This window comes from Achromobacter sp. D10, from assembly GCF_035282245.1.
GTDB lineage: Bacteria > Pseudomonadota > Gammaproteobacteria > Burkholderiales > Burkholderiaceae_B > Achromobacter > Achromobacter insolitus.
The window spans coordinates 297834-312769 of record NZ_JAYJLE010000005.1 but is presented as its reverse complement, the minus strand read 5'-3'; the positions used below and the strand labels follow the sequence as shown (position 1 = coordinate 312769).

The 14936-nt window shown below is 65.9% G+C and carries 14 protein-coding genes; 9 read left to right on the top strand and 5 right to left on the bottom strand.

Annotated features, from left to right (window positions below; genetic code table 11):
- The first annotated feature begins 49 nt into the window (after positions 1-49).
- Together hpaE and hpaD are read left to right on the top strand one after the other, a co-directional pair.
- Positions 50-1516: a 5-carboxymethyl-2-hydroxymuconate semialdehyde dehydrogenase gene (gene hpaE, locus VCS63_RS17390; protein WP_063961033.1), complete on the top strand. Its 1467-nt coding sequence runs from the start codon at positions 50-52 to the stop codon at positions 1514-1516.
- A 38-nt stretch (positions 1517-1554) separates the two neighbouring features.
- Positions 1555-2406 (top strand): 3,4-dihydroxyphenylacetate 2,3-dioxygenase, encoded by an 852-nt coding sequence (gene hpaD / locus VCS63_RS17385; protein WP_042794211.1) that lies wholly within the window; start codon positions 1555-1557, stop codon positions 2404-2406.
- Here the strand turns inward: hpaD and hpaR are convergent, their stop codons facing one another.
- Together hpaR and VCS63_RS17375 are read right to left on the bottom strand one after the other, a co-directional pair.
- Positions 2407-2871 (bottom strand): homoprotocatechuate degradation operon regulator HpaR, encoded by a 465-nt coding sequence (hpaR, locus tag VCS63_RS17380; protein ID WP_063640362.1) that lies wholly within the window; start codon positions 2869-2871, stop codon positions 2407-2409.
- A gap of 98 nt (positions 2872-2969) precedes the next feature.
- Entirely contained in the window at positions 2970-3584 is a 615-nt protein-coding gene (locus VCS63_RS17375; protein WP_042794209.1) for a hypothetical protein, read from the bottom strand.
- A gap of 424 nt (positions 3585-4008) precedes the next feature.
- Here VCS63_RS17375 and radA point away from each other — a divergent pair, with 424 nt between their 5' ends.
- The 3 genes from radA (at position 4009) to VCS63_RS17360 (ending at position 6661) form a co-directional block, all read left to right on the top strand.
- A complete protein-coding gene (gene radA, locus VCS63_RS17370; protein ID WP_042797182.1) occupies positions 4009-5370 on the top strand; it encodes a DNA repair protein RadA in 1362 nt (453 codons plus the stop codon).
- Positions 5371-5463: 93 nt separating this feature from the next.
- Positions 5464-6243, top strand: a complete 780-nt coding sequence (locus VCS63_RS17365; RefSeq protein ID WP_076814408.1) for a sulfite exporter TauE/SafE family protein — start codon at positions 5464-5466, stop codon at positions 6241-6243.
- Between the two features lie 178 nt (positions 6244-6421).
- Entirely contained in the window at positions 6422-6661 is a 240-nt protein-coding gene (locus tag VCS63_RS17360; protein ID WP_042794207.1) for a hypothetical protein, read from the top strand.
- Positions 6662-6795: 134 nt separating this feature from the next.
- Here VCS63_RS17360 and VCS63_RS17355 read toward each other — a convergent pair whose 3' ends face one another.
- The 3 genes from VCS63_RS17355 to VCS63_RS17345 all read right to left on the bottom strand — a co-directional run bounded on the left by VCS63_RS17355 (position 6796) and on the right by VCS63_RS17345 (position 9921).
- Positions 6796-7752: a 2-hydroxyacid dehydrogenase gene (locus tag VCS63_RS17355; protein WP_063640361.1), complete on the bottom strand. Its 957-nt coding sequence runs from the start codon at positions 7750-7752 to the stop codon at positions 6796-6798.
- 102 nt (positions 7753-7854) lie between these two features.
- The gene (locus VCS63_RS17350) at positions 7855-8841 is read right to left on the bottom strand and encodes a Bug family tripartite tricarboxylate transporter substrate binding protein (protein WP_063640360.1); all 987 of its coding nucleotides are present in this window, start codon (positions 8839-8841) and stop codon (positions 7855-7857) included.
- Between the two features lie 66 nt (positions 8842-8907).
- Entirely contained in the window at positions 8908-9921 is a 1014-nt protein-coding gene (locus VCS63_RS17345) for a tripartite tricarboxylate transporter substrate binding protein (RefSeq protein WP_042797180.1), read from the bottom strand.
- Positions 9922-10144: 223 nt separating this feature from the next.
- On the opposite strand from VCS63_RS17345, the gene VCS63_RS17340 reads away from it, so the two are divergent.
- From VCS63_RS17340 to araD, 4 genes are all read left to right on the top strand, one after another.
- Positions 10145-11074 (top strand): dihydrodipicolinate synthase family protein, encoded by a 930-nt coding sequence (locus VCS63_RS17340; RefSeq protein WP_063640359.1) that lies wholly within the window; start codon positions 10145-10147, stop codon positions 11072-11074.
- Positions 11075-11175: 101 nt separating this feature from the next.
- A complete protein-coding gene (locus VCS63_RS17335) occupies positions 11176-11949 on the top strand; it encodes a FadR/GntR family transcriptional regulator (protein ID WP_088607867.1) in 774 nt (257 codons plus the stop codon).
- A gap of 48 nt (positions 11950-11997) precedes the next feature.
- The gene (locus tag VCS63_RS17330) at positions 11998-13110 is read left to right on the top strand and encodes an Ldh family oxidoreductase (protein ID WP_076814403.1); all 1113 of its coding nucleotides are present in this window, start codon (positions 11998-12000) and stop codon (positions 13108-13110) included.
- Positions 13111-13157: 47 nt separating this feature from the next.
- Positions 13158-14903 (top strand): L-arabinonate dehydratase, encoded by a 1746-nt coding sequence (araD, locus tag VCS63_RS17325; RefSeq protein WP_063640357.1) that lies wholly within the window; start codon positions 13158-13160, stop codon positions 14901-14903.
- Positions 14904-14936 lie beyond the last annotated feature (33 nt).

Sequence of the window (14936 nt, the reverse complement as noted above, 5' to 3'; positions counted from 1 at the left end):
AACGTGTTAATTATATTTACGCCGGCCACCCCGGCGTCAGGAGCCGCATGTGAGCATCAAGCACTGGATCAACGGCAAGCAGGTCGACAGCAACGACCGCTTCATCACGAGCAACCCGGCCACGGGCGAAGCGATAGCGGAGGTGGCCGCGGGCGGTCAGGCCGAGATCGACGCGGCCGTCGCCGCTGCGGCCGAGGCCTTTCCAAAATGGGCCAATACGCCCGCCAAGGAGCGCGCGCGGCTGATGCGCAGGCTGGGCGAGTTGATAGACCAGAACGTGCCGCAGCTGGCCGAGCTGGAAACCCGCGATACCGGGCTGCCCATCTCGCAGACGCGCAAGCAATTGATTCCGCGCGCCTCGGAGAACTTCAATTTCTTCGCCGAGGTCTGCACGCGCATGAATGGCCACACCTATCCGGTGGACGACCAGATGCTGAACTACACCTTGTATCAGCCGGTAGGCGTGTGCGCGCTGGTGTCGCCCTGGAACGTGCCGTTCATGACGGCCACCTGGAAGACGGCGCCATGCCTGGCACTGGGCAATACTGCCGTGCTGAAGATGTCCGAGCTTTCACCGCTGACGGCGGATCAGTTGGGCATGCTGGCGTTGGAGGCAGGCATACCCGCCGGCGTACTGAACGTGGTGCAGGGATATGGCGCGACTGCCGGCGACGCGCTGGTGCGCCATCCTGGCGTGCGCGCGATTTCGTTTACGGGCGGCACCGTGACGGGCAAGAAGATTCTGGCCAGCGCAGGCGGCGTGAAGAAATACTCGATGGAACTCGGCGGCAAATCCCCCGTACTGATTTTTGACGACGCGGACGTGGAGCGGGCGCTGGACGCCGCGCTCTTCACCATTTTTTCGCTCAATGGCGAACGTTGCACGGCAGGTTCGCGCATCTTCATCCAGCAGACCATCTACGATGACTTCGTGCGCCGGTTCGCGGAACGCGCGGAACGCCTGGCGGTGGGCGACCCGACCGACGACGGTACCCATGTGGGCGCGATGATCACGCGCCAGCACTGGGAAAAGGTCACGGGCTACATCCGCCTGGCCGAGCAGGAAGGCGCGCGGATATTGGCCGGTGGCGCGGACCGGCCCGCCGGCTTGCCAGCCCATCTGGCGGGCGGCAATTTCGTCAGGCCCACCGTGCTGGCGGACGTGGACAACCGGATGCGTTGCGCGCAGGAAGAGATTTTCGGGCCGGTCGCCTGCCTGCTGCCGTTCAAAGACGAGGCCGAGGGCCTGGCGCTGGCCAACGACGTCAAATATGGCCTCGCGTCCTACATCTGGACCAGCGACATCGGCCGGGCTCACCGTCTGGCCCGGGGTATCGAAGCCGGCATGGTGTTCATCAACAGCCAGAACGTGCGCGATCTGCGCCAGCCCTTCGGCGGTACCAAGGAATCGGGCACGGGACGCGAGGGCGGCGAATACAGTTACGAGGTCTTCGCCGAAATCAAGAATGTCTGCGTGTCCATGGGCAGCCACCACATTCCCAGATGGGGCGTCTGAGTCCGGCACCGAATCACAAGAACGAGGAGACTAGCATCATGGGCAAGCTCGCGCTGGCGGCCAAGGTAACGCATGTGCCGTCCATGTATCTTTCGGAACTGCCTGGCAAACACCAGGGGTGCAGGGAGGCCGCGATCCAGGGACATCGGATCATCGGCCAGCGCTGCCGCGACCTGGACGTGGACACGTTCGTGGTGCTGGACGTGCACTGGCTGGTGAACGGCGGCTATCACGTGAACTGCAACAGCGGTTTCAAGGGCCGCTACACCAGCAACGAACTGCCGCATTTCATCAAGGATATGGACTATGCCTACCGCGGCAATCCGCAGCTTGGGCGTCGGATCGCCGAATGCGCGAATGCGGCCGGCGTGGGCACGCGCTCGCATGAAATCGACAGCCTGGAACTGGAGTACGGGACGCTGGTGCCGATGCGCTACATGAACGGCGACGGGCACTTCAGCGTCGTGTCGGTTGCCGCGTGGTGCGCCTGGCACTCGTTGGACGATAGCCGACGTTTCGGCGCCGCCCTGCGCCAGGCTATCGAGGCCAGCGACAGCCGCGTGGCGGTGCTGGCCAGCGGCTCGCTGTCGCATCGTTTCAACGATAACGGCAGCCCCGAAGCCGCCATGCACCAGATCAGCCGCGAGTTCTTCCGGCAGGTGGATTTGCGGGTGGTGGACTTGTGGCGCCAGGGCGATTGGAAGAGCTTCTGCGCCATGCTGCCCGAATACGCCGACCTGTGCGTGGGCGAGGGCGGCATGCACGATACCGCGATGCTGCTGGGCCTGCTGGGTTGGGATGGCTACGATAAGCCGGTGGAGATCGTCACCGACTACTTCGCCAGTTCAGGCACGGGGCAGATCAACGCGATCTTCCCGGTGCCGGCCTGATCAGGTTTCTTCGGAGGCGCGCGAGTCGGACGGTTCGCGTTTGAAAAGCTCGACCATGCTGTCGACGTCGCGGTACAGGCGGTCCAGCAATTCCTTGCCGATCCGGGCCTCGATTTCCTGGTACTTCGCATCCACCTGCGGACGCATGCGGTCGATGAGCTTGTTGCTCTTGGGGGTCAGCGAGATTTCCTGGCGGCGCTGATCGGCGCTGGACCGCGTGCGCTTGATCAGGCCTTGTTCCTGCATGCCCGCCAGCATGCGCGTCAGGCTGGGACTGAGGATCTGGCAGGTGCGGGCAATCTGGTTGGGTTCCATGGAGCCCACCTCGCTCAGGGTGCGCAGCACCCGCCATTGTTGCTCGGTGACGCCCGCGGCATGCAGGATGGGCCGGAAGTGCGCCATCAGCGTCTCGCGCGCGTAGAGCAGCAGATGGGGAAGATTGCGGTGGTGGAAGCTCGGACTCATGGCGGCTATGTTAGCAAGAAGCCGAGCCGCGCCGGGAGCGATATCGCGCGCCGCCTCCCATCGGCCTTGTTGAATCAATGGGAGGCGGCTGGCGGCGTTCAGGAGGGGATCTGTTGAGCCAGTTCCTGCAGGTCGTCGGGCAGCGCCTGGTCGGGCGCGGCCTGCTGCAATTCGCGCAGGGCCTGGATGGCTTCTTCCTGCTGTTCCTCGCGTACCAGGGCCCGGATATGGGTCACGCGGGCCTCGATGTCCCGTTCGCTGAGGGCGGGCGCTTCCGGCTGGGCGGGTTCGGCGGCCGGCTGTTCGGTGGCGCTGGCTTCCTGGGCCGGAACGGCTTCTTGCGCCGCGGCTTCTTGCGGCGCGGCCACGCGCGCGGTGACGGGCGCAGCTTGTTCAGCGGATGCTTCCGGCGGCGCGGAGAGGAGTGCGGCAGGGCGGTCCGGGCTTGTCCCCGTTTCGTGGGGGACGATAACCGGTGTGTTCTGCTCGGTCAGGTCCTGGGCTTCGCGCATTTCGGTCCAGGCGAACAGGCCGAATACCATGGCGGCGCAGGCGGCGGCGCCCCAGGCCGGGTGCCAACTATGGCCGGGATGCCAGCTGCGGCGCACCGCTGCGTCCAGTTCGGGACTGGCTCCGGGCCCGGGCCTACGGTACAAGGCGCGCAGATCCCGTTCATCGTCTTCATCGAAAGGGGGGCGATAGGTAATGCTCATGCGCGTACTCCTCGCGCATACGCCTGGTGGCAAGGCGTATCCGCGTCTGACCTCTGCGCGCGCCGCGCCGGTGGTCCGGCGGTCTCGTCGTAGCTCGGGTCCTGTTCCGGTTTAGGCGGCTTCCTGGAAAGCCGCGGGTGATTGCGCCGCGATTCCCGCTGCCGCACCCGAGGGCGCGTGGCGGCGGGTATGCCGTCCTGGGCCGGACGGTTCGTCAATGCGCTGCACTTGATGATTATGCGCGATTTGGAGAAATCCGCCAGAGAATTTCTTGAATTTGCATCATGTAACTTTGGCGCGTCCCTGTTTTTGAAAGCAGAATGACAGATTGGCGCACCGCCTTGGGGCATGCCTGGATAAAAGCGCGCGTTTTGTGCGGGCACGCCGCGCGCCGGCGCCCTGGCTTGCCGGTACACTTTCGCGCATGGCCAAATCCCGAACCGTATACGTGTGCGCCGAATGTGGCGGCACCACCCCGAAGTGGCAGGGCAAATGCCCGCATTGCAACGCCTGGAACACGCTGGAAGAAACCGTGGAGTCATCGGCGCCCGCCGCTGCCTCCCATCGCTACGCGCCGCTGGCGGCCGCCAGCCCGGTGCGCAGCCTGTCCGAAATCGAAGCCCGCGAAACACCGCGCCAGCCTACGGGGCTGGAAGAGTTCGACCGCGTCTTGGGCGGCGGCCTGGTGGCCGGCGCCGTCGTGTTGATCGGCGGCGATCCCGGCATCGGTAAATCCACCTTGCTGTTGCAGGCGCTGGCCTCGTTGTCCGAAGTCACCAACGTTCTGTATGTCACCGGCGAGGAATCCGCCGAGCAGGTCGCCCTGCGCGCGCGGCGGCTGGGCCTGCAAACCGGCAATGTGAACCTGTTGGCCGAGATCAGGCTGGAGTCGATCCAGGCTGCGGTGTCGGAGCAGAAGCCCACCGTGGCCGTCATCGACTCGATCCAGACCCTGTACAGCGGCGAGCTGACCGCCGCTCCGGGCTCGGTCTCGCAGGTGCGCGAATGCGCGGCGCAGCTCACGCGCCTGGCCAAGCAGACGGGCATCGCCATCGTCATGATCGGCCACGTCACCAAGGACGGCGCGCTGGCCGGGCCGCGGGTGCTGGAGCACATCGTCGATACCGTGTTGTATTTCGAGGGCGACACGCACTCGTCGTTCCGCCTGGTGCGCGCCTTCAAGAACCGTTTCGGAGCGGTCAACGAGCTGGGCGTCTTCGCCATGACGGATCGCGGACTGCGGGGCGTGGCCAATCCGTCCGCGCTGTTCCTGTCGCAGCATGAACAACAGGTCGCGGGTTCCTGCGTGATGGCCACGCAGGAAGGCACGCGACCGCTGCTGGTGGAAATCCAGGCCTTGGTCGACAGCTCGCACGCGCCCAATCCGCGCCGCCTGACCGTGGGCCTGGAAGGCAACCGCCTGGCGATGCTGCTGGCGGTGCTGCACCGGCACGCCGGCGTCTCCACCTTTGACCAGGACGTCTTCGTCAACGCGGTGGGCGGCGTGCGCATCACCGAGCCCGCGGCCGATTTGCCGGTACTGCTGGCCATCATGTCTTCGCTGCGGGACAAGCCATTGCCGCGCGGGCTGATTGCCTTCGGCGAAGTCGGCCTGGCAGGCGAAATCCGGCCGGCGCCACGCGGGCAGGAACGCTTGCGCGAAGCGGCCAAGCTGGGGTTTTCAATCGCCCTGATTCCCAAGGCCAATGCGCCGCGCCAGCCCATCGAAGGGCTGGAGATCTGGGCCGTGGACCGGCTGGATGCCGCGCTCGATAAATTGCGCTGACGCGGGCGCCGGCTGATGCCGGCGGCCTGCGCAGGTTTGAAACCGTACATTGATTGCCCTGCCGGGTAGCGGCAGGGTCTGCTGGAGCAAGACGTGAGTCTGTTAGTTATCGCCGCGTGCCTGGCCGCGGGCGGCCTGATCGGTTTCATGGGCGGCGTGCTGGGCATTGGCGGCGGCCTGATCGCGATACCGGCGCTGGTGCTGTTGATGGGGATGTCGCAGCAACTGGCGCAAGGCACGGCGCTCATCATGGTTTTGCCCACCATCATGATGGCGGTGCGCAAGTACAACCAGCAGACCCGTATCGACAAGCGCGTGGCGCTGGCGGGAGCCGCCGGAGCGGTCGTGTTTACGTGGGTCGGCGCGCAGATGGCACTGGGCATAGATTCCGGCCTCCTGCGCCGCAGCTTCGCCGTCTTCCTGTTCTTCATCGCGCTGTTCTATGTATGGCAGACCTGGCGCGCCTCGCGTCCCACCGCCGCGCGCAAGCCGGCGGCCAAGGGCGTCGCGCCGGTCTTCACGCCGCGCCGCGCCAGCGTGCTGGGCATACTGTGCGGCACCTTGGGCGGATTCTTCGGCGTAGGCGGCGCGGTATTGGCGGTACCCATCATCACCACCGTGTTCCGGCTGCCGCAGACCACCGCTCAGGCGTTGGCGCTGAGCATGGTGATTCCCGGCTCGACCATCGCCTTGATCACCTATTCGTGGGCGGGGCAGGCGAACTGGCTGGTAGGCGTGCCGCTGGCCCTGGGCAGCCTGCTCTTCGTGCCTGTCGGCGTGAAGCTTGCCTATCGCCTGCCTGAACGCAAGCTGAGAGCCTGCTTCGCGCTCATGTTGTTTGCGACGGTGGCGTTGCTGGCGTTCGAGAGTTGAACGTCCGCGCGCAGATTATTTCGAAGCGTTAGCGGCCGAAATTTTCTGGTTCCGTGCTGAACCTTCCGAAGCGGCCCGGTTCAAACGGGAACGGGTTAGGGTGAAGTGACCCTAGAGGCGATGTTGCCGCCCCGTGTCGGAAAAAGGGCCTTGCCCTTTACATTCAGGAGTTCATGAAATGACGACTCACTCCCGTATCGCTGCGTTCCTATCCACCTCGGCCTTGTGCCTCGGTCTTGCTGCTGCGCCTTCTGCGTTCGCGGCGGGCGCCGATGCCACGTCCAAGACGGGTGAAACCAAGACCCACGCGCAGCACAAGCATCACAAGTCCGACAAGACCTCTGCCAAGCCGGCGGCGGGCAAGTCGGGAGGAGCCGCGAAGCCGGATGGTTCCGGCGCAGCGACACCGGCGAAGTAAGCACTGAGGGCCATCTGGCCCGGTAGTTCCTTTGCGCAAACGACTTCCGATTCCCGCGGGGGCCGGAAAGTCGAAAGCCTCTCGGTATGGGCGCCGAGAGGCTTTTTCATTTGAGCGCCGCGGCCGTTGGCGGGTTATTCCGCCGGCGTGATGACGCGGCCGGTCTCGAAGAACGCCCGCAGGTTGTCCAGCATCAGGTTCTCCATTGCCACACGGGTTTCCAGCGTGGCGCTGCCGATGTGCGGCAACAGCACGGCGCGGTCGCTCTTGATGAGGGCTTCGGGCACCTTGGGTTCGTGCTCGAACACGTCGAGCGCTGCGCAGCCCAGCTTGCCGTTCTCCAGCGCTGCGACCAGCGCGGTCTCGTCGATGACGGGGCCGCGCGCGATGTTGACGATGATGCCGGTGGGGCCCAGCGCCTCCAGCACTTCGCGGTTCACCAGATGGCGCGTGCTGGGGCCGCCGACGGTCGCCACGATGAGGAAATCGGCCCACTTGGCGAGGTCGGTGAGCGAGGCTTCGTAGCCGTACTCGACATCATCGCGCTTGCGGCGGTTGTGATAGCGCACGTCCATGTCGAAGCCCATGCCGCGGCGCGCAATGGCTTCGCCGATGCGGCCCAGGCCGACGATACCCAGTTTTTTGCCGCTGACGCGCAATCCCAGCGGGATGCCGCCGTGCACCTGGCCCCATTGGCCCGCGCGCACGAAGCGTTCACCCTGGCCCATGTGGCGCGCGCCGGCGATCAGCAGGCCCCAGGCGAGGTCCGCGACGCAGTCGGTCAGCACGTCAGGCGTATTGCTGACCTGCACGCCGCGCTGCTTGGCGGCCTGGATGTCGATGGTCTCGTAGCCCACGCCCCAGCTGCAGATGGCCTTGAGGTCGGGCAGGGCGTTGATGAGCTCGGCGTTGGCGCCATAGGTGGCCGACGTGACGACCGCGGTCACACCCTTGCCATGCTCGGCCAGCGCGGCTTTGCGGTCCGGGTATTTCCACAGTTCGACCACGTCGTAGTTGTCTGCGAGGCTCTTGTTGGCGTAGGGGGAACCGGCCAGCGAGCCGACCTGGATGATGCGATGCTTGGTGGTCATGTTGTCGTACAGGTGGGTGGCAAAACATTGATGCTACTTGATCCGGGCTTGATCCAGGCTGACAGGATGTCCCCAGGGACACCCCGCAGCCCGATTCCGGTCTTATTCAAGCTGGATATTGGCTTTCTGGATGACGTCCTTCCAGCGTTTGACCTCTGCCTGCTGGAACGCCGTGAACTGCTGAGGCGTATTGGCCACCACCTCGAAGCCCAGGCCTTGCAGCGTCTTCTCCGTCTGGGGATCGCGCAGGGCGGTTTGCAAGGCCTTGGACAATTGCTGGACGATGGCTGCGGGTGTCCCCTTGGGCACGGCAAACCCTTGCCAGGAGTACACCACCATGTCTTTGATGCCGGCTTCCGCCAGCGTGGGAACGTCGGGGAGGTCGGCTGCGCGGGCGTCGCCCGTGATGGCCAGCGCCTTTAGCTTGCCGGCCTTGATGTGGGTCTGGACCGCGCCCAGGTTCTGGAACGACACGTTGACCTGTCCGCCGATCAGGTCGGCGATCGCTGCGCCGCCACCGCGGTAGGGCACGTCCACCCCCGTGCTTTGCGTGCGCTGGCGGAACAGCACGGCGGACAGGTGGTCCGATGAGCCCGTGCCCGAGGATGCATACGACACCTTGCCCGGATTCTTCTTCGCGTAATCGACCAGCTCGGCAACGGTGCTGGCGGGAAACGTGGGCGCGGCCACCAGCACATTGGGATTGCGCACGGCCTGCGTCAGGTATTCGAAATCCTTGCTGGGGTTGTACGACAGGTTCTTGTACAGGGCTTCATTGATGGCGAACGTGCCGATCGAGCCCACCATCATCGTGTAGCCATCGGGGGTGGAGCGAGCCAGCGCCTGGGCGCCGATGGCGCTGTTGGCGCCGGGCTTGTTCTCGACCACGAAGGTCTGCCCCAGGATTTTGGACAGCCCCGGCGTAACCGAGCGCGCAGTGATATCGGAGGAGCCGCCCGGCACGAAGGGCACGATCATCGTGACGGGTTTGTCGGGATAGCCTGCAGCCTGCGCGGCGGGCGTGCCGAGTAGAACGGCGCCCGCGGCGGCAGCGGCTGCTACGGCCGCGGCGCTCATCAGTTTGTTCATGGTGTCTCCTGGTTCGCGTGCTGATGAAGGGCCCGCCGCCCACGCGTTGCGGCCGGGCCGTAGAGATCAGTCGACCTTGGCGCCGGATTTCTTCACTACCTCCGCCCACTTGGTGGATTCCTGCGCCATGAACTGTTTGAATTGAGCCGGCGTGTTGCCGGACGGCGTGGCGCCCTGCGCTTGCAGTTGCGCGCGCACGGATTCCAATTGCAAGGCGGCGGCCACGTCGCGCTGGATCTTATCGACCACCGCCTGCGGCGTGCCCGCCGGCGCCAGCAAGCCGAACCAGCTGGATGCCTCATAGCCTTGTACGCCGGCCTCCGCCATCGTGGGAACGTCGGGCAGGGCGGGCGAGCGCTGGGTGGTGGTGACGGCCAGCGGTCGCAGTTTGCCGCTCTTCAGGAAGCCCATGGAGGACGGCAGATTGTCGAAGATCAGGTCGGCGGAGCCGGCCATCACGTCGGTCAGCGCGGGACTGCTGCCCTTGTAAGGGACGTGCGTCATGCGCGTGCCCGTCATGTTCTGGAACAGCTCCCCGGACAGATGCGTGGATGTGCCATTGCCGGTCGAGGCCATGTTGACGGTGCCTGGGTTGGCCTTCAAGTACTTGATCAGATCGGCCACCGTGCGGATGCCGTGCTTGTCGGCAAACGCGGGATTGAGTTCCAGGATGTTGGGCACCGGAATCACCAGCGTCACCGGCACGAAGTCCTTGACCGGGTCATAGGGCAGCTTGGCATACACGGACTGGTTGATGGCATGCGTGCTGACGGTGCCCATCAGCAAGGTGTAGCCGTCGGGCGCGGCGCGCGCGGCCTCGGCCGTGCCGACATTGCCGCCGGCGCCTGCCTTGTTGTCCACCACCACGGCCTTGTTCCAGGTCTTGCCCAGTTCGGCCGCGACGATGCGCGCCGCAATGTCGGTGGTGCCGCCGGCGGGGAAGGGCACGATGATCCTGACGTCGCGTTCGGGGTAGTCGGCTTGCGCCGGCGCGGCCGGCAACAGGAGGGCGGCCGCCGCCAGGGTGGCGGTGTAGAGGGCGGCCAGGACGGACCGGCCTCGCGCAGGGGCTGCATGCATGGAATTCGTCTCCTCGGTGTGCGCGTGGCCGCGCATCGTTTCTGGGGGTATTCCGCCCCTGGCATGGCCCGAGGCTTTGACGCCGCACGACGCCCGCGGCGCCCTGCGTTTTGCTGCCGGACTACTTGTAAAACAAATATATGTATTGAGCTTATGCTTGTCAACCAAGTATACTTTTTTGAACTTGTACACCCGATAGCTCGATCAGCCAGGAGCCCCGCCCATGAAAACCTCCCCGGTCACCGCGCAGGACTTGCAGCGTTCGGTCATTGCCGTGCCACCGCTGGCGCGCCACGCCGATCTTTCCCTGAATGAGGCGGCCAACAAGGCCTTGCTCGGCCACCTGGAAGCGGGCGGCGTGCGCAACGTGATGTATGGCGGCAACGCCAATTTCTATAACGTGGGCGTGAGCGAGTACGCGCGCATCGTCGATATGCTGGCCGGGCTCGCGGGAGCGGACACCTGGATCCTGCCTTCGGTGGGGCCCGACTACGGCAAGATGATGGACCAGGCGGCAATATTGCGTTCGCGGCCGTTTCCCACGGCCATGCTGCTGCCCATGTCTTTTCCCTATACGGACGCAGGCCTGGCCGAGGGCGTGCGCCGCTTCACGGACGCGTTGGGCAAGCCCGCGGTGATCTACATCAAATCGTCGGGCTATCTGGCGCCCGAAAGCGCCGCGCGCCTCATAGAAGAGGGGCGCATCGTGGCATTCAAATATGCGGTCGTGCGCGACGACCCGTCCCAGGACGCCTATCTGTCGTCCTTGCTGCAGGCGGTGGATTCGCGCTGGATCGTCAGCGGCATCGGCGAACGTCCCGCTATCGTGCACTACCGCGATTTCGGCCTGAAGAGCTTTACCTCGGGCTCGGTCTGCGTGGCGCCACGGGGGTCGATGCGCCTGCTGCATCTGCTGCGCGATGGTCGCTACGATGAAGCCGAGGCCGTGCGCCAACAGTACCTGGACCTGGAAGACTGCCGCGACAGCATCAGTCCCATCCGGGTGCTGCATGATGCGGTAACTCTGTCCGGCGTGGCGGACATGGGGCCGATGCTGCCTCTGCTCAGCGGCATTTCAGCCGCGGAGCGCGAGCGCGTGGCGCCGGTTGCGCGGGCCCTGGCGGCTTGGGACCGGGAGACGCCGGCCGCGTGAGCCTGCAAGCGGACCGGGGCGCGCGCCTTGGGCCGTGCATTGACGGTACGATGAGTGCTGTTCCGCCATCGCGGACCGCGCCATAGCATCGAGGAGGTTTCGTGGCCCGACCCAAAGCAACATCCGCGCCCGCGCCGCAGGCGCCCGCCGAATCCGACACCGCGGGCGCGCTGGTGCTCGAGCGCGGGCACCGGGTCCGGCTGGCGGACCAGCTCTATGGCCAGATCTTCGAACAGATCGTGTCCGGGGGGCTGAACGTGGGCGACAAGCTGCCCTCCGAAAACGAAATCTCCGAACGCTTCGGCGTGTCGCGTCCGGTGGTGCGCGAGGCGCTTTTGCGGTTGCGCGCCGACGGCCTGATCACCGCGCATCAAGGGTTGGGCACCTTCGTCAGCCATGCGCCCGCGCCGCGCCTGAAGACCTTCAACGATGTGCAGAATGTCAGCGCGTATCTGCGGGCCCAGGAGGTCCGCGTGGCGCTGGAGGGCGACGCCGCGCGGCTGGCGGCCCTGCGCCGCACTGACGAGCAGCTCAGGAAGATCGCAGAAGCGCACGCGGCGTTCGCCGACAGCCTCGCGCGCGGCCAGGTGTCCGCCGAGGCGGATCTGGCCTTCCATGCCAGCATTGCCGAAGCCAGCGGCAACGACTTCTACCTGGGGGTGCTCGAAAGCATCCACGAATCCATCAGCGGCTTCATGCGGTTGACGCTGAATCTCACTCGCACGGGTTCGCGCCAGCGCGCGCAACGCGTGGTGGACGAGCATGCCGCGATCCTGGACGCCATCCGCGAACAGGACAGCGAACGCGCCCGCGTCGCCATGCAGTTCCACCTGGGCCAGGCCCGTCACCGGCTCGTCGACCGGGAGCGCGATTGATCCTTTCCGCCACCCGCCGCGTATGAATCAAAACCACAGGAGACCAGAGTGCGAGGGAACGGAGCGATAGCGGCGGAGGTGCCGGTGGAGCAGGTCCGCGAGCAGATACTGCAGGTTCTGATGGCATGGGGCATGGCACAGGACCTGGCGCACATTACCGCGGGCCTGATGGCGCGAACCGATCTGTTGGGCATCGATTCGCATGGGATCTCCATGCTGCCGGCCTACGAAGAAAAGCTGCGGGCCGGCACCCTGCGCCTGGACGCGCGCCCGCGCGTTCTGCGCGATGGCGGCGCCAGCGCGCTGATCGACGGCATGGGCGGCCTGGGCTATCCGGTCGCGGCCCAGGCAATGAACCTGGCCGTGGACAAAGCGCTGCAGCATGGCGTGGGCGCCGTATCGGTCTGCAATTCCCATCATTTCGGCGCGGCGGGCGTCTATGCGCGGATCGCGGTCGAGCGGGGCGTGGTGGGGCTGGTGACCAGCAGCGCCAATGGCGTCATCATGGTGCCCACGCGCGGCGCCATGCCCATGCTGGGCACCAACCCCATCGCCTTCGGTGCGCCGGCCGCCTACAACGAACCCTTTCTGCTGGACATGGCGACAACCACCGTGGCCGCCAACAAGGTCAAGGTCTACGACTTCCTGGACAAGCCGCTGCCGCCGGGATGGGCGGTGGACGGACAGGGTGGGGCGGTCACGGATGCCGCGGCCGCCATGCAGTACATCTTCAAGCATCCCGAGGGCGGCCTGACACCCCTGGGCGGCACGGCCGACATGAGCAGCCACAAGGGCTACGGCCTGGCGATGATGGCGCAGATCCTGGGCGGTACGCTCAGCGGCAGCGCGTTCGCCGCGCGCCGCGCCCCGACTCGCCGGCCGGGCGAGCCCGACGACGTGGGCCATTTCTTCCTGGCCTTGAACCCCGACGCCTTTCGCGCAGCGGGCTCGTTCGAGTCCGATATGGACGACATGATCGATGCCATGCACGATACGCCGCCCGCCAATCCGGACGAGCCGGTCCTGGTGGCGGGTGAGCCCGAAGCGGCCGAGCGCGCGCGCCGGCTGCATGCGGGCATACCCATCCCCACCGCGCTGGCCGAACGCCTGCGCGCCATCTGCGAGCGCGCCGGCACACCTTATCTGCTGGACGCGGCGTGAATCCGTTTTTCCTGAAAACCCTTGCCCAAGAGCACTGGAACTGAGACATGAGCAATTCAGACAAGCGCAAGAAACCCGAAGAGCTGCGCAGCCACCGATGGTATGGCGTGCGCGACCTGCGCTCGTTCGGCCACCGATCGCGCACCGCGCAGATGGGCTATCACCGCTCGGACTACGCCGGCAAGCCGGTTATTGCCATCATCAACACCTGGAGCGACATCAATCCTTGCCACAGCCACTTCAAACAACGGGTGGAAGAGGTCAAGCGCGGCATCTGGCAGGCGGGCGGCTTCCCGGTGGAAATGCCTGCCATGAGCCTGTCCGAGCCCTTCCAGAAGCCGACTACCATGCTCTACCGCAACCTGCTGGCGATGGAGACCGAAGAGCTGCTGCGCTCCTATCCGGCGGATGGCTGTGTGCTGATGGGCGGTTGCGACAAGACCACGCCCGCGCTCCTGATGGGCGCGGTGTCCATGGACCTGCCCACCATTTTCATGCCGGCCGGCCCGATGCTGCGCGGCAACTGGAACGGCAACACCCTGGGCTCGGGCTCGGACACCTGGAAGTACTGGGCGGAGCTGCGAGCCGGCAATATCACGGAGGAGGACTGGCAGGGCGTGGAGGATGGCATCGCCCGTTCACCGGGCCATTGCATGACCATGGGCACGGCATCCACCATGACGGGCGCGGTCGAGGCGCTGGGCCTTTGCCTGTCGGGAGCCTCGTCGATTCCCGCGCCGGATTCGCGCCACGCGCAGATGGCCAGCCTGACCGGCAAGCGCATCGTTGAAATGGTGTGGGAAGACCTGAAGCCCTCCGACATCTTGACGGCCGCGTCCTTCGACAATGCGGTGCGCACGGTGCTGGCGCTGTCCGGTTCGACCAATTCGGTCGTGCACCTGATCGCCATGGCCCGCCGCAGCGGCTTCGGGCTGGATCTTGACCGCTTCGACCATCTGGCCCGCACTACGCCGGTGCTGGCCAATCTGAGGCCGGCCGGCAAGTACCTGATGGAAGACTTTTATTACGCGGGCGGCCTGCGCGCGATGCTGGTGCAATTGGGCGATCTGCTGGATACGTCGCAGCGCACGGTGGATGGCCGCACGCTGGGCGAGAACATCGCGGGCGCGCGCATCTTCAACGAAGACGTGATCCGGCCGCGCGCACAGGCTCTCATCGAGCGCGACGGACTTGCGGTGCTGCGCGGCAACCTCGCGCCCGACGGCGCGGTGATCAAGCCGCCTGCGATGGAGGCGCACCTGCAGGTGCACACGGGCCCTGCGGTGGTCTTCAAGGACTACAACGACATGGCGGCCCGCATCGACGACCCAGACCTGGAAGTGAACGCCGACAGCGTGATCGTCCTGCAGAACGCCGGGCCGCAGGGCGCGCCCGGCATGCCGGAGTGGGGCCAGTTGCCAATTCCGCAAAAGCTGCTGAAGCAGGGCGTGCGCGACATGGTGCGCATTTCCGATGCGCGCATGAGCGGCACCAGCTATGGCGCCTGTGTGCTGCACGTGGCGCCCGAGGCCTATGTGGGCGGCCCCCTGGCGCTGGTGCGCGATGGCGATCGCATTGCCCTGGACGTGCCGGCGCGGCGGCTGGAACTTTTGGTGTCCGAGGAAGAACTGGCTGCGCGCCGCGCGGCCTGGCAGGCGCCGCCACCGCGCTTCGAACGCGGTTACGGCGTGCTCTACCTCAAGCATATCGGCCAGGCCGACACCGGCTGCGATTTCGATTTTCTTCAGACCGAAACGCGCGCTCCGGCCGCGGGCGAGCCTGAAATCCACTGACCCGGATACCGGGCAGACATACTAAAAAAGCCT

Coding starts and splice junctions, on each gene's coding strand:
- radA (WP_042797182.1), top strand. CDS start 4,009: ATGGCCAAATCCCGAACCGTATACGTGTGCGCCGAATGTGGCGGCACC.
- hpaD (WP_042794211.1), top strand. CDS start 1,555: ATGGGCAAGCTCGCGCTGGCGGCCAAGGTAACGCATGTGCCGTCCATG.
- VCS63_RS17345 (WP_042797180.1), bottom strand. CDS start 9,921: ATGCATGCAGCCCCTGCGCGAGGCCGGTCCGTCCTGGCCGCCCTCTAC.
- hpaR (WP_063640362.1), bottom strand. CDS start 2,871: ATGAGTCCGAGCTTCCACCACCGCAATCTTCCCCATCTGCTGCTCTAC.
- VCS63_RS17340 (WP_063640359.1), top strand. CDS start 10,145: ATGAAAACCTCCCCGGTCACCGCGCAGGACTTGCAGCGTTCGGTCATT.
- araD (WP_063640357.1), top strand. CDS start 13,158: ATGAGCAATTCAGACAAGCGCAAGAAACCCGAAGAGCTGCGCAGCCAC.
- VCS63_RS17360 (WP_042794207.1), top strand. CDS start 6,422: ATGACGACTCACTCCCGTATCGCTGCGTTCCTATCCACCTCGGCCTTG.
- VCS63_RS17350 (WP_063640360.1), bottom strand. CDS start 8,841: ATGAACAAACTGATGAGCGCCGCGGCCGTAGCAGCCGCTGCCGCCGCG.
- VCS63_RS17355 (WP_063640361.1), bottom strand. CDS start 7,752: ATGACCACCAAGCATCGCATCATCCAGGTCGGCTCGCTGGCCGGTTCC.
- VCS63_RS17375 (WP_042794209.1), bottom strand. CDS start 3,584: ATGAGCATTACCTATCGCCCCCCTTTCGATGAAGACGATGAACGGGAT.